We start from the raw sequence: 16,242 nt of genomic DNA, 5'->3' as shown, positions 1-16,242 counted from the left end.
TCTTGCCACTGCTGGCGCCGCGGGGCAACTCCTGTTGGGCCTGTGTCAGGCAGCCGGGCGTTGCCAGGACGGGAACGGATCGGTGAGATCACGCCATTTGCCTGGCGTAAACGACGAGGCCTGAACGAGGCAGTCGTCGAGTTCGGCCCGGATGCGCACCTCGTTCATCGGATGGCAGCCGATGAAGACGATCTCCTGCCGCCGGTCGCCCCATACCGGGTCGAGATAGGGCTTCATCGCTTCATGCCATTCGGGATGGTCGGGCCATTGTCCGCGCGGCACCGCCGACCACCACAGGCCACGCTTGCCGGTGCGCACCAGCGCGCCGGCCTGGCTGATCTCGCCGACGAATTCGGACCGTGTGGCGAGCCAGAAGAAACCCTTGGCGCGGATCACACCGGGCCATTGGCGGTTGATGAAGCCGTGCAGCTTCTCAGGGTCGAACGGCCGCCTTTCGCGATAGACGAAGGAGCGGATGCCATATTCCTCGGTTTCGGGGATGTGATTGCCAAAACCGTTCAGCTCCTTGAACCACAAGGGATGCTGTTCGGCCTTGTCGAAATCGAACAGACCGGTGCCGAGGACGGTGTCCGTCGGCACGCGGCCGAAATCGGTCTCGACCAGCCGGGCATCGGGGTTGAGCGCGAAGACGATCTTGCGCGCGGCGTCGCGGTCGGCAGCACTGGCCGACGACGCCTTGTTGAGCACGACGACATCGGCGAATTCGATCTGCTCGACGAGAAGGTCGACCAGAGCGCGATCGTCGCCGGGGCCGGCCTGTTCGCCGCGATCCCGGAGGAAATCTGACGACGCATAGTCCTTGAGCAGGTTGGCGGCGTCGACGACAGTCACCATCGTGTCGAGGCGGGCGACGTCGGACAGGCTTTGGCCGTTTTCGTCGCGGAACTGGAAGGTCGAGGCGACGGGCAGGGGCTCGGAAATGCCTGTCGATTCGATCAGCAGGTAGTCGAAGCGGTTCTGCCCGGCGAGCGCGCGCACCTCCTTGAGCAGGTCGTCGCGCAAGGTGCAGCAGATGCAGCCATTGGTCATTTCGACCAACTGTTCGTCGGTGCGCGACAGGTCGGCGCCGCCGTCGCGGACCAGCGCTGCGTCGATATTGACCTCGCTCATGTCGTTGACGATGACGGCGACGCGAAGGCCGACGCGGTTGTTCAGGATATGATTGAGAAGCGTGGTCTTTCCTGCACCGAGGAAACCGGAGAGCACTGTCACGGGCAGTCGTGCCGGCTTGTTTGGGACGGGCATTGGTCACTCCCTTCGATGTGGGTAGCCGGCGACATATGCCGCCGTCAGGATGTGAGTGGAATTTGCCCGACAGCGAATGCCGCCGGCCGGGACGTGGGCGAAACAACCGGCGGCGGATGCCGCCGGATCTGCGCGTGCCGGTCAGTGCGTTTCGCCGGAGCCGCCGACGGCAACGAGATTGAAGGGCTTGCCTTCGAGCGCGATGTCGTCGCCTTTTTTGAAGCTATCGGCATCGACGACATGCAGCACGCTCTTGAGCGGGTCGGAGACGACGATGCGGCTGCCGGCAACCGCGATGCGCGGGCGCGGATCGCTCCAATGGCCGTCCATGGAGTAGGGCTCGGTCAGCTTGAGCGAGGCGTCGATCTTGCCCCCGACCACGTCGATGCGGTGCAACTGGCCGTCCTCGGTGAAGACATAGGCGAATTTCGCCCGCACCGGATCGACGGTGAAATGCACCCGGCGCGTCGGCAGGTCGATCAGCCGGAACGCCTGCTCGGATTTGGGATCGATCAGCACGACAGCACTTGGGCCATAATTGCCGAGGAAATATTGCAGTCCGCGACCGCCGACGAGTGTCGTCGATTTGCCCTCCGGCAAGGCCTTGTCATAAGGCAAGAGCTCAATCTTGCCGTCCCCGCTGGTGATCAGGAGCCCTGCGGCGCAGGCAATGGCCACGAGGTTGCCTGACGATGCCTCGCCATGCAGGTCGGGGCAGGCATGGACAGCGCCGACAGTCGCGCCGGCACGGTCGACGACACGAATGCCGACCGGCAGTTCGTCGGGTTTGTCCGTGTTTGGTTCCGATATCAGCACGTCGTCGCCAAGGGCGACGGCGACACCATGATGGGGGGCATCGGTCGCCACCTCGCGGATGGCCGGCTTGCCGTCCAGTATGTCGGCTTCGCGGGTGACGCGCGCCTTGCCTTCGCCGTCGAAGAACAGGGCGATGTCGCCGTCATGATCGACGAAATGCGACGGCTTCTTGCCCTCGAAGGCGACGTCGAGCAGCCGTGGCGCCTCGACCTTGATGTCGCCGTGGTCGCCATGGTCGCCGAAGGAGATGCCGCTCGACAGCACCGAGATCACGTCGCCCTTGCCTTGCACGGCAAAGATGCTGCGGCCGCTGTCGGAGCGGTAGAGGCTTGTCGGCGCCTTGACGTTGAAGGTCTCGATCGTCTTGCCGGTGTCCATGTCGAGGGCATGAATGACCGGCGCGGCATGATCGGAGACGAACAGCCGCCATGCGGTTTGTTCCTCGGCGAGCGCGGGCGCCGCGGCGACCCCCAGCAGGACGGCGAGCGCGGATGTGGTGGCGAGCAGATGTTTCATCTTGTCCTCATAAATGTTATTACATAACAAATGCAGTTCAGGAAAAAGGCGAGGTTTTGCGCCCCGCCTTCATTCCGGCTGGTCGGGCAGGCTGGTCGGGTCGTGCGGCAGCCCGATCGCTCGGGCCGCCGGTGCTTCATGCGGGCAGGCCTAGCTGCCGAGGATCGCGCCCTTGATGGTGGCGATGTTGGATTTCATCATCTCGATATAGGTCGCGGCCGGGCCGTCGGCCTTGGACAAGGCGTCGGAGTAGAGCGTGCCGCCGACCTTGACACCGGTTTCGGCCGAAATCTGCTCGACAAGGCGCGGATTGGTGATGTTCTCGACAAAGATCGCCGACGCCTTGTCGCCACGAACCTGCGAGATCAGTGCCGCCACGTCGGCGGCAGAGGCTTCCGCCTCGGTCGAAATGCCCTCGGGTGCCAGGAAGGTCAGGCCATAGGCATTTTCGAAATAGCCGAAGGCGTCATGCGAGGTGATGATGGTGCGCTTGGCCTCGGGAATGGCAGCCACAGCCTCCTTGACCTCGGTCTCGGCGGCGACGAGCTTGGCCGTATAGGCATCGGCGTTGCTCCTGTAGGCGTCGCAGCCGGTGCTATCAGCCGCGCAGAAGGCGTCGGCGATGTTCTTCACATAGATCCTGGCATTGGCGATCGACTGGAAGGCATGCGGGTCGAGGTCGCCGTGATGGTGGTCGTCACCGCCGGCCTCAGCGGCGTGCTCATGGTCTTCCTTCATCTTGATCGGCTCGACGCCCTTGGTCAGCTCGACCACCGACGCCTTGGTGGCGCTGGCCTCGACAAGGCGCTGCAGGAAACCTTCGAACTGCAAACCGTTGACCAGCACGACATCGGCCTTGGACATCGTCACCGCATCTGCGGGCGAGGGCTCATAGACATGGGCGTCGCCGTCAGGGCCGACAAGCGTCGTCAGTTCGATGCGGTCGCCGCCGACATTTTTGGCGAAATCGCCAATGATCGAGAAGCTCGCCACCACTTTCAGCGGCTCGGCTGCGGACGACGTCGCGGTCAGCGAAGTTAATGTTATAACGCTCATCAGCGAGGCGAAGCCAATTGTCCTGAGCATATGTCTCTCCATGTTGAAGCGGATCAGGCGGTGCGGTGGCGGTGGCGGCGCAGCCTGGTGTTGAAGACGCCGCGGGTGCCGAAAACGACGGATGCGAGGTAGATCGCGCCGGCCGACAGGATGATGGCCGGGCCTGAGGGCAGCGAGGCGTGATAGGACACCAGCAGCCCGGCGACGCATGAAATGGCGCCGAAGCCGAAGGCGACTGCGCACATCGGCTCGACGCGCGCCGTCCAGAAGCGCGCCGCCGCCGCCGGCAGCATCATCAGGCCGACCGACAGAAGCGTGCCGAGCGCCTGGAAGCCGCCGACCAGGTTGAGCACGACGAGGCCGAGGAAGATGAAATGGACGGGCGTGCCGAGCCGGCTGACCGAACGCAGGAACAGCGGGTCGAGGCATTCGGCGACGAGTGCGCGCCAGAAGATGGCGAGCGTCAGAAGCGTGATGCCGGAGATCAGCGCGATCAGCGTCAGGGCGTCGTCATTGAGCGCCAGCACGGTGCCGAACAGCACATGCATCAGGTCGACGCTCGAGCCGCGCAGCGACACGATCAGCACGCCGAGCGCCAGCGAGATCAGGTAAAACGCCGCCATCGAGGCGTCCTCGCGCTGCACCGTGAAGCGCGACACCGCACCTGCGCCGAGCGCCACGATGACGCCTGCGATCAGCCCGCCAATTGTCATCGGCACGATCTGCAGGCCATAAAGCAGGAAGCCGGCGGCAGCACCGGGCAGGATGGCATGCGCCATGGCGTCGCCGGTCAGGCTCATGCGTCGAAGCATCAGGAAGACGCCGACCGGGCAGGCGCCCAGCGCCAGCATCAGCGAGCCGGCGAGCGCGCGCTGCATGAAGCCGAATTCGACGAAGGGGGCGATCAGGAAATCATACATGGCGAAGGTCACGCTGCCCGGGGGCCGGATTCGTGGTCGGGATGATCGTGGACTTCGCCGTGATCATGATGGTGATGCCCGTCCTGTCCATGGGCGTGGTCATGCCCATCTGTGTGGGAATGCGTGTGGCCGTGCGCATGCCCGTCGTCCGGCTCGCACCAGGGCGCATCGTCATGCCAGGCTTCGTCGAAACGACGTGCCTTGAGCAGGTTTTCCGGGCGCAGCACCTCGCGCGTTTCGCCCCAGGCGACCGGCCGGCGGGCCAGAAGCAAGGTGTTGGGGAAGTGCGCGCGCACAAGTTCGAGGTCATGGGCGACGACCATCACCGTGCGGCTTTCGCCGTGCCAGCGTTGGATGAGTTTGATCAGGTCGCCGACGGTCTTGGCGTCGACCGCGTTGAACGGTTCGTCGAGCAGGATCAGGTCGGCATCCTGCACCAGCACGCGGGCGAACAGGGCACGCTGGAGCTGGCCGCCCGACAGCGTGTCGATGGCGCGCTTTTCGAAACCTTCGAGGCCAACCGCCATCAGCGCTTTCGAGACGGAATCGCGGTCGTCCCTGGAGTAGCGGCCAAGCAGGCCACGCTTTGGCCAGAGGCCGAGCGAGACGAGGTCGACGACACGGGCCGGGAAGCTGCGGTCGAGCTCGGACTGCTGCGGCAGATAGGCGACGCGCTTGCCCGGTGTAACGGTGCAAATGCCGGCCATCGGCTTCAGCACGCCGACGATGCCCTTCATCAGGGTAGACTTGCCCGAGCCATTGGCGCCGACGACGGCGGTCAGCGATCCCGAGCTGATCGCACCGTTGAGATGGTGCACGGCCGGATGGCTGTTGTAGCCAAGCGTCAGGTCCTTGAATGTCAGGCAGGCGTCGGTCATCGGCTTCATGCTTTGCGGCAGCGAACGGATCATTGGATATGTGATGTTATTACATTAGTCAACGAGGACGGCCGATTTGTCCGGTGGATTTGGGACGCAAAGCGGGTGAACCGGGCGCTGGTCCATGGAATTCGACCATTGCGGCCTTGCGCCGAGGGGGTGGCAAAATCTAAGAAGGCGCCACCCATAACGGAAGGAGACCACCCATGAGCGTTCGTCGTATCGATGTCGGCCCCCGCATGAGCCAGATCGTGATCCACAACAACACCGTTTACCTGGCGGGCCAGGTCGGCGCCCCGGGCGAAAGCGTTGCCGCGCAGACCAAGGCCATCCTGGCCGAGATCGACGCGCTGCTGGCCAAGGCCGGCACCGACAAGACCAAGATCCTGCAGGCGATCATCTGGCTCGACGACATGTCGACCTTCGCCGAGATGAACTCGGTCTGGGACGGCTGGGTGCCGCAGGGCAACACGCCGGCGCGCGCCACCGGCGAAGCCAAGCTGGCCGGCCCTGAGTACAAGGTCGAGATCATCATCACCGCCGCTGCATAAGCGACGGTCTTCGGCTTCAGGCCACGAAAGAACGCCGCGTATCCCCAGGGATGCGCGGCGTTTCTGTTTCCGGACCGAGGCGGCGTGCACAACTAACGGTGTCTGGCGAACAGCTCGCGCTGAGCCTGGTTGACGGAGCCATCGTCCCAGTCGACTTCACGTTTCGACAGCGGCATATGGTTTCGCCGATGCTGATTGTCGTAGAACAGGGTGCCATGGATTCCGAGGGCATCGCGCTTCAGGACGGGGCGGCTCCAAAGCTGCGCCAGGACTGAGCCTGCGGTTTTCTTGCCAAGCCGCTCGATCAGGTCTTCGACCAACTCCATATCGCGTCCAGCCGGGAAGATGGCTGCGGGCGCTAAAGGGGGACTCATAAGGAGGCTTTTGGTCGATCACGCGGCGGCTTTACGACAAAAATCCACGCCCGCGCGGACGGTCAAGGACGCCCTCTCGGGTTCATCCTGACGGGTGGCGAAGTGTCGGACTACAATACCATTCCGAGCTTGCTAGCAATGCCGGTTGGCAAGCCGAGATTGTTTCTCGCTGACAAGGGCTATGACAGCGCCTTTCTACGTGAAGAACTGCTGATCCACGGGATCAGGCCCATTATACCGCCGAAGGCTAACCGAAAAGCGCGGCCAGTCTGCGACTTTCAGGCCTACAAGGATCGAAACCGCATCGAGCGCCTATTCGACAAGCTCAAGCAGTTTCGGCGCGTAGCCACCCGCTATGATAAAACGGAGAGGTCGTTGGCTGCTTTCCTTGCTCTAGCTGCCGTTCGCGTCTGGCTGCCATCATTCACCGGAACGGTCCGAAAGCCATGATGTAATCGTAGTGTCCCCCGTTCGGACGTCTTTGTAGGTCGAGCTGATCTTACTCAGCACCGTCTCATCGTCCGTATCGATCTCGTAGAACGTACTGTCGACGGCTCGGATCGTAACCCATGCCTTGTCTGACTGCATCGGTCCCGAGCCGACGAACTCGCCCCAGATAACCTGCTGCGTCTCCTCGGCCAAGGCTGCTAGGTCGGAGCCTGAAAGGCGGGCGTTGTCCTGCGCCAACTCCTCCAGCTGCTCGCCGCCTTCACCTGTGGCCTCGAACCATTCGTGCCCATCTTTGGACGACTTGACGGTCGTGACCATCCAATTTGCCTCCAAAGACCGAGGTGCCAAAAGCCGCAGTAAGTCTCTGATATCAAGAGCGAGGACGTGATGCTTGAGATCGTAAATCCTAAGTGTCGCCATGGCATCCCCTAACGCTGTGGATCGCACTGGCAACAGCACTGTGTCAACAGATCCTAGCTGTCTGACGGGGTGAAGCGGGCGACCACGGCATGCGCGTTGGCCGGATAGGTGAAACGCACATGGGTGACCGGGCGCTCGGCGCTCCATGTCCGCCTTTCGATGATCAGGCAGGGCGCGCCGCTGGCGAGGCCAAGGTCGGCGGCCGTTTCGCTGTCGGCGGAGGCGGCGCGAATGACGTGCTCGGCGGCACTCCACGGCACCTGTCCGATCAGCCACGGCCCGGGCGCCGACTTCAGGAATTCCTGATCGGCCGCTTCAGGCACGGCGGCAAGATTGATCAGCCGATCCTCGACGCAGAACGGCCGCACCCCGGCATAATGCAGGCATTGCAAGGCCAGCACCTGGCCGGCAACCGAAGGGCCGGGGCCAAGCCTGTCGCGGTCGACCGTCGTGGCACGCCGCCTGGTCTGGGCCATCAGCTCATAGCGGTAGGGCAGGCCGAGCGCTTCGACCTCGACGCGGATGTCGTGGATTTCCAGCACCGCGGCTTGCGATTGCGGCCGGCGCACGAAGCTGCCGGAGCGGCGGCGCCGTTCGATCAGCCCGGCCTTGGCGAGCTGCGACAGCGCCTTGTTGACGGTCATGCGCGAGCAGCCATATTCGGCGGTCAGCTCATGCTCGAACGGGATGCGGTAGCCGGGTTCCCATTCGCCCGAAACGATGCGGTCCCTGATGTCGTTGAGGATGCGCTGGTAGAGCGATGTCGATGCATCGCTGCCAGCCGTCTCTTGAAGCATCTCCGCCGTCGAATCGGGCACCCCAATCACCCCAAGTTACGTCGCCGTCAGTTCCATCATCACGTTACGAAACCTTGCCGCAATAGCGTCGCGACGGAAATGTGCGCCGTCGGAAACGACTTTGCGGCCATTTGCCCAGACACAGTCGACTTTGCCGCCGCCGGCAAAGATCCAGGCATCGACAATGGCATCGTCCGATTTGCCGGCGAGCGTCGGGTGGTTGGGGTCGAGCGAGACGAAATCGGCGGCCGAGCCCGTTGCAAGTCCCGCCGGGCCTGCGCCCAGCGCCTGGGCGCCGCCGTCAAGTGCTGCGTCGAACAAGGCACGGCCGGTCGACTGGCCCGGGGTCGCCAGCACGTTGCGGGCGCGATGGGCGAGGCGCTGCGAATATTCGAGCATCCTGAGCTCGCCACTGAGGCCGATCTCGACATTCGAATCCGAGCCGACGCCATATTTGCCGCCATGTTCGACGAACAGCGGCGCTGCAAAGACGCCGTCGCCGAGATTGGCCTCGGTGATCGGGCACAGGCCGGCGACCGCTCCCGACCGGGCCATGGCGATCGTCTCGGCCTCGGTCATGTGGGTGGCGTGGATCAGGCACCAGCTTTTGTCGACATCGGCATGGCGCAGCAGCCATTCGACCGGCCGGGCGCCGGACCAGGCGACGCAGTCTTCGACTTCCTTGACCTGTTCGGCGATGTGGATGTGAACAGGGCCTGACGTCAGCGCGGTGACAATGGCCAGTTCGTCAGGCGTTGCGGCACGCAGGCTGTGCGGCGCCAGGCCGAGCACCGCACCGTCGATGCCCTTCAGCGCTTCGCCGCACTTCTCAAAAAGCTGTGCGAAGCGATTCGTATCGTTGATGAATCGACGCTGGCCATCATTGGCGGGCGCGCCGCCGAAGCCGGAATGGGCATAAAACACCGGCAGCAATGTCAGCCCGATGCCGGTCTCGACAGAGGCCGCGGCAATGCGTTCGGCCATCTCGGCGATGTTGGCATAGGGGCTGCCGTCGCGGTCGTGATGGAGATAGTGGAACTCGCCGACGCGGGAAAAGCCTGCCTCCAGCATTTCGACATAGAGCTGGGCGGCGACCGCCTCGACCTGCTCTGGTGTCATCGACAGCGCGAAGCGGTACATCACTTCGCGCCAGGACCAGAAGCTGTCGGACGACGGTCCGCGGATTTCGGCCAGGCCTGCCATGCCGCGCTGGAAGGCATGGCTGTGCAGATTGGGCATGCCGGGCAGGACAATGGCGTGGCGCTCGTCGCCGGGCTGCGCGGCCGCGCCTGTTTCCACTGTGCCGATGCGGCCGCCGGCCAATGTCATCCGCACGTCGCGTTGCCAGCCGTCGGCCAGCAGCGCCTGTTCCGCAAAGATCGTCGCCACCAGAATCTCCTCACCTTTCATGTGCACGATAGCACTTGCATCGCCTTTCTGATATGTATATACATAATCGTAGTTGGAGGAAACGAAAAAGATGATGGCTGGCAACCAATCAGCGACATCGGCAAGAATTTGGCGCAATGCGCGGCTGGCGACGCTGGCTGAAGCTGCCGCCGGCCTTGGCATTGTCGAACATGGCGCGATTGCCGCTCGTGACGGCCGCATCGTCTTTGCCGGCCCGGAAGTCGACATGCCCCAGGCTCTGCGCGACGGCGCCGAGGTCATCGACTGTGACGGCCGCTGGATCACGCCGGGCCTGATCGACTGCCATACCCATCTGGTCCATGCCGGCAACCGTGCCAACGAGTTCGAGATGCGGCTGGCAGGCGCGACTTATGAAGAGGTGGCGCGGGCAGGGGGCGGCATCGTCTCGTCGGTCAAGGCGCTGCGCGCGGCGAGCCAGGCCGATCTGGTGGCCCAGACCTTGCCGCGCCTCGATGCGCTGATGTCAGAAGGTGTGACGACCGTCGAGGTCAAGTCGGGCTACGGCCTCGACCTCGACAACGAAGCCAAGTCGCTGCGCGCCGCCAGGCAACTGGCCGAGCTGCGGCCGGTGACTGTGCGCACCACCTTCCTCGGGGCGCACGCGCTGCCGCCGGAAGCAGGTGGCGACAAGGACGCCTATATCGATCTCGTTGCCGGCCCGATGCTCGACCAGATCGCAGCCGAAGGCCTTGCCGACGCCGTCGACGGCTTCTGTGAGGGCATCGCCTTTTCGACGGCGCAGATGACGCGTGTCTTCGACGCCGCCCGCGCCAGGGGCCTGCCGGTCAAGCTCCATGCCGACCAGCTCTCCAATCTCGGCGGTGCAGCCCTTGCCGCAACTCATGGCGCGCTGTCGGCCGACCATCTCGAATACACCGACGAAGCGGGTGCTGCCGCAATGGCCGGGGCGGGCTCGGTCGCCGTCATCCTGCCCGGCGCCTTCTATTTCATCCGCGAAACCAAAAAGCCGCCAGTCGAGCTGTTCCGCCGTCACGGCGTGAAAATGGCTGTCGCCACCGACAACAACCCCGGGACGTCGCCGCTGACCTCGCTGCTTTTGACCATGAACATGGCAGCGACCCTGTTTGCCATGACGGTCGAGGAGTGCCTCGCCGGCACCACCCGCGAAGCCGCCCGCGCGCTCGGGCTGCTCACCGAGACCGGCACGCTCGAAACAGGAAAATGGGCCGATCTCGCCATCTGGGACATCGAAAGCCCGGCCGAACTTGTCTATCGCATGGGGTTCAACCCGCTCCATGCCCGTATCTGGAGAGGGAAATGACCACGCTCGTATTGAACCCCGGCAATGCCACGCTTGCCGACTGGCGCGCCATCTATCGCGGCGCCGTTCCCGAACTCGATCCGGCCTGTCGCCCCGGGATCAAGGCCAGCGCGGAGACGGTGGCGCGGATCGTTGCCAAGGGCGAGCCGGTCTACGGCATCAACACCGGCTTCGGTAAGCTTGCCAGCGTCCGCATCCCGGCCAACGACTTGGAAACGCTCCAGCGCAACATCGTGCTCAGCCATGCCGCCGGCGTCGGCGAGCCGATGCCTGTTGCCGTCACCCGGCTGATGATGGCGCTCAAGCTTGCCAGCCTGGCGCAGGGCGCTTCCGGCGTGCGGGAACAGACAATCGACCTGTTGCAGCAGATGCTCGCCAGGGGCGTCATTCCGGTCGTTCCGGCGCAAGGGTCGGTCGGCGCCTCGGGCGACCTGGCGCCGCTGTCGCACATGACCGCGACGATGATCGGCGTCGGCGACTGCCACACCCCGCATGGCATCGTGCCGGCCAAGGTGGCCTTCGTCACCCACGAGCTCGAGCCGATCACCCTTGGCGCCAAGGAAGGCCTGGCGCTGCTCAACGGCACCCAGTTCTCGACCGCTTATGCGCTGGCCGCATTGTTTGAGGCGGAAAACCTCTATCATTCGGCGCTGGTGACCGGTGCGCTGTCGACCGATGCCGCCAAGGGCTCGGATGCGCCGTTCGACCCGCGCATCCATGTCCTGCGCAAGCATCGCGGCCAGATCGAAACGGCTGAGACGCTGCGCAATCTGATGGCCGGCAGTGCCATTCGTGAAAGCCACCGCGTCGGCGACGAGCGTGTCCAGGATCCGTATTGCCTGCGCTGCCAGCCGCAGGTCATGGGTGCTGCCCTGACCTTGCTGCGCCAGGCCGCCGACACGCTCGGCACCGAGGCCAACGGCGTCACCGACAACCCGCTGATCTTCACCGAGGACGACACCGCGCTGTCGGGCGGCAACTTCCACGCCGAGCCGGTGGCTTTTGCCGCCGACATGATGGCCCTTGCCGTCTGCGAGATCGGCTCGCTGTCGGAACGCCGCATCGCCATGCTCGTCGATCCGGCCCTTTCCGGCATGCCGGCATTTCTCACGCCGAAGCCCGGCCTCAACTCCGGCTTCATGATCCCGCAGGTCACCGCCGCCGCCCTGGTCTCCGAGAACAAGCAGAAGGCCTATCCGGCATCGGTCGATTCGATCCCGACCTCGGCCAACCAGGAAGACCACGTTTCGATGGCCGCCCATGGCGCCCGCCGGCTGCTCGGCATGATCGAGAACGCCAATGGCGTGCTCGGCATCGAGCTGCTGGCCGCGGCCCAGGGCTGCGACTTCCATGCCCCGCTGGCCTCGAGCGGAGCGCTCGAAGCCGTGCGCAAGCTTGTCCGTGCTGAGGTGCCGCATCTCGATGAAGACCGCCATTTCCACCCCGACATGGAAAAGGCCATCGCACTTGTCCGTACCGGCGCCGTCGTCCAGGCAATCGCCGGCGTCGGCCTGCCTGAAATCTCGGGTGGTGAGAGATGAGCGGCACCCCCTGGCTGACGGTCCAGCGTGGCGACGCCCCGCTGCTCGTCAGCATTCCCCATACCGGAACCGATCTTGCCGGGCTCGACGATCTCTTCGTTACGCCCTGGCTGGCGCGGCGCGACACCGACTGGTGGATCGAGCAGCTCTATGATTTTGCCGCCGGCCTGGGCGCCACTGTGGTGCGCACGATGGTTTCGCGGTCGATCATCGACGTCAACCGCGATCCCTCCGGCGCCTCGCTCTATCCCGGTCAAGCGACGACCGAACTCTGCCCAACCACGACCTTTGACGGCGAGGCGCTGTACAAGGAAGGGCAGGAGCCCGACGAGGCCGGAATAGCAAGGCGCCGCGCGACCTATTACGATCCTTATCACGCAGCACTCGAAGGCGAGATCGTCCGCCTCAGGGCCCTGCACCCCGAGATCGTTGTCTACGATTGCCACTCGATCCGCTCGGTCATTCCCCGCCTGTTCGACGGCAAGCTGCCGCTGTTCAACCTCGGCACCAATTCCGGCAAGAGCGCCGATCCCGCCTTGCAGGAACAGGTCGTAGCACTGATGGCCGCCAGCGGCAGGCCCTGGGTGGTCAATGGCCGTTTCAAGGGCGGCTGGATCACCCGCCGGCACGGCCAGCCGGCGCATGGCGTCCACGCCTTGCAGATGGAGCTGTCCTGCCGCGGCTACATGCTCGAGCCGGAAGGCAAGGTCGAGCCTGCCAACTGGCCGACCCGCTACGACCCGGAATTCGCCGCGCCGATGCGCGCGACGCTCACCAAGATTCTCGAAACCGCGCTCGCCTGGGCGGGCAACCGAAACTCCTAGGAGGTTTTCGCATGACCCAACATTCCCGCATCGACAATGCCCGCGTCATCCGCGCCGCCACCGGCACGGAGCTTACCGCCAAGAGCTGGCTTACCGAAGCGCCGCTGCGCATGCTGATGAACAATCTCGACCCTATGGTCGCGGAAAAGCCGGGCGAGCTCGTCGTCTATGGCGGCATCGGCCGGGCCGCCCGTGACTGGGAGAGCTTCGACCGCATCGTTGCCGCCCTGCGCAAGCTCGAAGGCGACGAGACGCTGCTGATCCAGTCGGGCAAGCCGGTCGGCGTGTTCCGCACCCACAAGGACGCGCCGCGCGTGTTGCTCGCCAACTCCAACCTGGTGCCGCACTGGGCCAACTGGGATCATTTCAACGCCCTCGATAAGAAGGGCCTGATGATGTACGGCCAGATGACGGCCGGCTCGTGGATCTATATCGGCAGCCAGGGCATCGTCCAGGGCACCTACGAGACCTTCGTCGAAATGGGCCGCCAGCATTTCGGCGGCGACCTCGGCGGCCGCTGGATCCTGACCGCCGGCCTCGGCGGCATGGGCGGCGCCCAGCCGCTGGCCGCGACCATGGCCGGCGCTGCCTGCCTTGCCATCGAATGCCAGGCGAGCCGCATCGAGATGCGTCTCAAGACAGGTTATGTCGACGTCCAGGCCAAGGATCTCGACGATGCGCTCGCCATCATCGACAGGGCCTGCAAGGAAAGGAAGGCGATTTCGGTCGCACTTCTCGGCAATGCCGCCGAAATCCTGCCCGAACTCGTCAAGCGCGGCGTCAAACCGGACGTTGTGACCGACCAGACCTCGGCACATGACCCTGTCAACGGCTACCTGCCGATCGGCTGGACGGTTGCCGAATGGGAAGACAAGCGTGAGCGCGACCCCAAGGCGGTCGAAAAGGCCGCGCGTGCGTCGATGGCCGTGCACGTCAAGGCAATGCTCGACTTCCACAAGATGGGCATTCCCACCGTCGACTATGGCAACAACATCCGCCAGGTCGCCAAGGAAGAGGGCGTCGAGAACGCCTTCGACTTCCCCGGTTTCGTGCCGGCCTATATCCGCCCGCTGTTTTGCCGCGGCATCGGTCCGTTCCGCTGGGCAGCCCTCTCCGGAGATCCGGAGGACATCTACAAGACCGACGCCAAGGTGAAGGAACTGCTGCCCGACAACAAGCACCTGCACAATTGGCTCGACATGGCAGCCAAGCGCATCCACTTCCAGGGCCTGCCGGCACGCATCTGCTGGGTCGGCCTCGGCGACCGCCACCGCCTCGGCCTCGCCTTCAACGAGATGGTCGCCAAGGGCGAGCTCAAGGCGCCTGTCGTCATCGGCCGCGATCACCTCGATTCCGGCTCGGTTGCGTCGCCGAACCGCGAGACCGAAGCGATGAAGGACGGCTCGGACGCCGTCTCCGACTGGCCGCTGCTGAACGCGCTGCTCAACACCGCCTCGGGCGCCACCTGGGTGTCGCTGCACCATGGCGGCGGCGTCGGCATGGGCTTCTCCCAGCATTCGGGCGTCGTCATCTGTGCCGACGGCACCGAGGACGCCGCACGCCGGCTGGAGCGCGTGTTGTGGAACGACCCGGCGACCGGCGTCATGCGCCATGCCGATGCCGGCTACGACGTCGCGCTCGACTGCGCCAGGGACAAGGGCCTCAACCTGCCCGGAATCCTTGGTTAAGGATCCTGGGCTAAGGATTCTCGACTGATCATGCGCATCATCCGTCACGCCGACTGCCGCCCCATGCCGTGGAAGAACGGAGGCGGCGTGACGACCGAAATCATGGCCTGGCCGCCCGCGGCCGGGCTCGACGCCTTCGACTGGCGTATCTCGATGGCGCAGGTGGCCAGCGGCGGGCCGTTTTCGGTCTTTGCCGGCATCGACCGGACGCTGACCGTGCTGGCCGGTACAATGCGACTTGCAGCGGGCGATGCCGAGCCGGTTGCGCTTTCTCCTCTGTCCCAGCCTTATGCTTTTCCCGGTGATGTCGACACCGAGGCCAGGCTCATCGACGGGCCGGTCCTCGACTTCAACGTCATGACCCGGCGCGGCCGTGTCAGCCACGCCGTTGAACGGCTGTCGTTTTCGGAGCCGACCGAAATTGTCCTGGGGGAGGGCATCAGCCTGATCTTCGTCGCATCCGGGGCGGCACGCATGGACGGCGAGGCGGTGGCGGCATTCGACACGCTTTATCAGGACGACGGCACGGCCAGGTTGAAGATCGAGCCGACCGCGCCTCTGTCGCTGTTGCTGGTCACCATTCGCCTGACATAACAGGGCAATCTCCAAAATCGTCGTGACATCGGCGCGGAACTGGCAAACACTCCCCTTGGGGACGGGTAGGTCAGGCCGGCGATCGATATCGCCAGGCGAAATGGAGAATGTGCCATGGACACCTACAAGGTCGGCTATTTCGTCGGCAGCCTTGCCGCTGGTTCGATCAACCGCAAGCTCGCCAAGGCGCTGGTCAGGCTCGCGCCCAAGCATCTCGAAATGGAAGAGATCCCGTTCAGGGACCTGCCGCTCTACAGTTATGACTACGATGCCGACTTTCCGCCGCCGGCGCGTTCCTTCAAGACGGCGCTGGCCGGCGTCGATGCCGTGCTGTTCGTGACGCCCGAATACAACCGTTCGATCCCCGGCGGCCTCAAGAACGCCATCGACTGGGCGAGCCGGCCCTACGGCACCAATTCCTTCACCCGCAAGCCTTCCGCCGTCATCGGCACGTCGCCCGGCGCGATCGGCACCGCCGTCGCCCAGCAAAGCCTGCGCAGCGTGCTGAGTTTCTGCAATTCGCCGCAGATGAACGCGCCCGAAGCCTACATCCAGTTCAAGCCCGGGCTGATCACCGACGAGGGCGAGGTGACCAACGAAGGCACCGCCGAATTCCTCAAGAATTACATGGCCGAGTTCCATGCTTTCGTGGTCAGGGTCTATACGGTATTGCCGCGGGGTGGCTGAGTGGTGGCTGAGCTGTTCGACGCCTGCTTGGGCGCCATGGGGAGCGAAATCAGGAAGAAGACATGCCGGCATTGCGATGGTTGACGTGCAGCGCCTGAAATATGGCAGAAATTCAACATGCGAACACGAAAAAGCCCCAATCCTTGCGTTC

General features: G+C 64.4%; 16 protein-coding genes and 1 pseudogene. 8 read left to right on the top strand and 9 right to left on the bottom strand.

Annotated elements, in window-relative coordinates; translation table 11 throughout:
* Positions 1–45: 45 nt before the first annotated feature.
* From zigA to aztA, 5 genes are all read right to left on the bottom strand, one after another.
* On the bottom strand, positions 46–1,266 hold the full coding sequence (gene zigA, locus DY201_RS19145) for a zinc metallochaperone GTPase ZigA (protein WP_115732559.1): 1,221 nt from the start codon (positions 1,264–1,266) through the stop codon (positions 46–48).
* A 141-nt stretch (positions 1,267–1,407) separates the two neighbouring features.
* A complete protein-coding gene (gene aztD / locus DY201_RS19140) occupies positions 1,408–2,598 on the bottom strand; it encodes a zinc metallochaperone AztD (protein WP_115732558.1) in 1,191 nt (396 codons plus the stop codon).
* Between the two features lie 150 nt (positions 2,599–2,748).
* Positions 2,749–3,684 (bottom strand): zinc ABC transporter substrate-binding protein AztC, encoded by a 936-nt coding sequence (gene aztC / locus DY201_RS19135; RefSeq protein ID WP_115732557.1) that lies wholly within the window; start codon positions 3,682–3,684, stop codon positions 2,749–2,751.
* 23 nt (positions 3,685–3,707) lie between these two features.
* Positions 3,708–4,574: a zinc ABC transporter permease AztB gene (gene aztB, locus DY201_RS19130; protein ID WP_115733883.1), complete on the bottom strand. Its 867-nt coding sequence runs from the start codon at positions 4,572–4,574 to the stop codon at positions 3,708–3,710.
* Between the two features lie 8 nt (positions 4,575–4,582).
* Positions 4,583–5,452, bottom strand: coding sequence for a zinc ABC transporter ATP-binding protein AztA (gene aztA, locus DY201_RS19125; protein WP_115733882.1), 870 nt, complete (start codon positions 5,450–5,452; stop codon positions 4,583–4,585).
* Positions 5,453–5,658: 206 nt separating this feature from the next.
* Between aztA and DY201_RS19120 the strand changes: the two genes are divergently transcribed.
* Positions 5,659–6,003, top strand: coding sequence for a RidA family protein (locus tag DY201_RS19120; RefSeq protein ID WP_115732556.1), 345 nt, complete (start codon positions 5,659–5,661; stop codon positions 6,001–6,003).
* Between the two features lie 92 nt (positions 6,004–6,095).
* Here DY201_RS19120 and DY201_RS19115 read toward each other — a convergent pair whose 3' ends face one another.
* Positions 6,096–6,329 (bottom strand): hypothetical protein, encoded by a 234-nt coding sequence (locus DY201_RS19115; protein WP_115732555.1) that lies wholly within the window; start codon positions 6,327–6,329, stop codon positions 6,096–6,098.
* Positions 6,330–6,365: 36 nt separating this feature from the next.
* Here DY201_RS19115 and DY201_RS19110 point away from each other — a divergent pair.
* A pseudogene (locus DY201_RS19110) lies at positions 6,366–6,827 on the top strand (IS5 family transposase); the annotation flags it as partial.
* Here DY201_RS19110 and DY201_RS19105 read toward each other — a convergent pair.
* The 3 genes from DY201_RS19105 to DY201_RS19095 form a co-directional block, all read right to left on the bottom strand.
* Entirely contained in the window at positions 6,798–7,145 is a 348-nt protein-coding gene (locus DY201_RS19105) for a hypothetical protein (RefSeq protein WP_131922161.1), read from the bottom strand. The pseudogene DY201_RS19110 and the gene DY201_RS19105 sit on opposite strands and share 30 nt — an antisense overlap.
* 155 nt (positions 7,146–7,300) lie before the next feature.
* Positions 7,301–8,044, bottom strand: coding sequence for a histidine utilization transcriptional repressor HutC (hutC, locus tag DY201_RS19100; protein WP_115733881.1), 744 nt, complete (start codon positions 8,042–8,044; stop codon positions 7,301–7,303).
* Between the two features lie 36 nt (positions 8,045–8,080).
* Positions 8,081–9,433 (bottom strand): formimidoylglutamate deiminase, encoded by a 1,353-nt coding sequence (locus DY201_RS19095; RefSeq protein ID WP_115733880.1) that lies wholly within the window; start codon positions 9,431–9,433, stop codon positions 8,081–8,083.
* Between the two features lie 94 nt (positions 9,434–9,527).
* Between DY201_RS19095 and hutI the strand changes: the two genes are divergently transcribed.
* From hutI to DY201_RS19065, 6 genes are all read left to right on the top strand, one after another.
* Positions 9,528–10,757 (top strand): imidazolonepropionase, encoded by a 1,230-nt coding sequence (hutI, locus tag DY201_RS19090; protein WP_425358761.1) that lies wholly within the window; start codon positions 9,528–9,530, stop codon positions 10,755–10,757.
* Entirely contained in the window at positions 10,754–12,298 is a 1,545-nt protein-coding gene (hutH, locus tag DY201_RS19085; RefSeq protein ID WP_115732553.1) for a histidine ammonia-lyase, read from the top strand. Before hutI ends, hutH begins: the two co-directional genes overlap by 4 nt.
* Complete coding sequence (hutG, locus tag DY201_RS19080) at positions 12,295–13,122, top strand: N-formylglutamate deformylase (RefSeq protein WP_115732552.1); 828 nt, start codon at positions 12,295–12,297, stop codon at positions 13,120–13,122. The genes hutH and hutG overlap by 4 nt, the downstream gene beginning before the upstream one ends.
* Positions 13,123–13,133: 11 nt before the next feature.
* On the top strand, positions 13,134–14,810 hold the full coding sequence (hutU, locus tag DY201_RS19075; protein ID WP_115732551.1) for a urocanate hydratase: 1,677 nt from the start codon (positions 13,134–13,136) through the stop codon (positions 14,808–14,810).
* 87 nt (positions 14,811–14,897) lie between these two features.
* Complete coding sequence (locus tag DY201_RS19070; RefSeq protein WP_245432042.1) at positions 14,898–15,404, top strand: HutD/Ves family protein; 507 nt, start codon at positions 14,898–14,900, stop codon at positions 15,402–15,404.
* Positions 15,405–15,518: 114 nt separating this feature from the next.
* The gene (locus tag DY201_RS19065; RefSeq protein WP_115732549.1) at positions 15,519–16,091 is read left to right on the top strand and encodes an NADPH-dependent FMN reductase; all 573 of its coding nucleotides are present in this window, start codon (positions 15,519–15,521) and stop codon (positions 16,089–16,091) included.
* The last annotated feature ends 151 nt before the right edge of the window (positions 16,092–16,242 follow it).

Source organism: Aminobacter aminovorans, assembly GCF_900445235.1.
GTDB lineage: Bacteria > Pseudomonadota > Alphaproteobacteria > Rhizobiales > Rhizobiaceae > Aminobacter > Aminobacter aminovorans.
This window is presented reverse-complemented; position numbering and strand designations above follow the sequence as displayed.

Coding starts and splice junctions, on each gene's coding strand:
- hutG (WP_115732552.1), top strand. CDS start 12,295: ATGAGCGGCACCCCCTGGCTGACGGTCCAGCGTGGCGACGCCCCGCTG.
- aztA (WP_115733882.1), bottom strand. CDS start 5,452: ATGACCGACGCCTGCCTGACATTCAAGGACCTGACGCTTGGCTACAAC.
- DY201_RS19115 (WP_115732555.1), bottom strand. CDS start 6,329: ATGGAGTTGGTCGAAGACCTGATCGAGCGGCTTGGCAAGAAAACCGCA.
- aztC (WP_115732557.1), bottom strand. CDS start 3,684: ATGCTCAGGACAATTGGCTTCGCCTCGCTGATGAGCGTTATAACATTA.
- DY201_RS19120 (WP_115732556.1), top strand. CDS start 5,659: ATGAGCGTTCGTCGTATCGATGTCGGCCCCCGCATGAGCCAGATCGTG.
- aztB (WP_115733883.1), bottom strand. CDS start 4,574: ATGTATGATTTCCTGATCGCCCCCTTCGTCGAATTCGGCTTCATGCAG.
- aztD (WP_115732558.1), bottom strand. CDS start 2,598: ATGAAACATCTGCTCGCCACCACATCCGCGCTCGCCGTCCTGCTGGGG.
- DY201_RS19065 (WP_115732549.1), top strand. CDS start 15,519: ATGGACACCTACAAGGTCGGCTATTTCGTCGGCAGCCTTGCCGCTGGT.
- hutI (WP_425358761.1), top strand. CDS start 9,528: ATGGCTGGCAACCAATCAGCGACATCGGCAAGAATTTGGCGCAATGCG.
- DY201_RS19105 (WP_131922161.1), bottom strand. CDS start 7,145: ATGGTCACGACCGTCAAGTCGTCCAAAGATGGGCACGAATGGTTCGAG.
- hutU (WP_115732551.1), top strand. CDS start 13,134: ATGACCCAACATTCCCGCATCGACAATGCCCGCGTCATCCGCGCCGCC.
- hutH (WP_115732553.1), top strand. CDS start 10,754: ATGACCACGCTCGTATTGAACCCCGGCAATGCCACGCTTGCCGACTGG.
- hutC (WP_115733881.1), bottom strand. CDS start 8,044: ATGCTTCAAGAGACGGCTGGCAGCGATGCATCGACATCGCTCTACCAG.
- zigA (WP_115732559.1), bottom strand. CDS start 1,266: ATGCCCGTCCCAAACAAGCCGGCACGACTGCCCGTGACAGTGCTCTCC.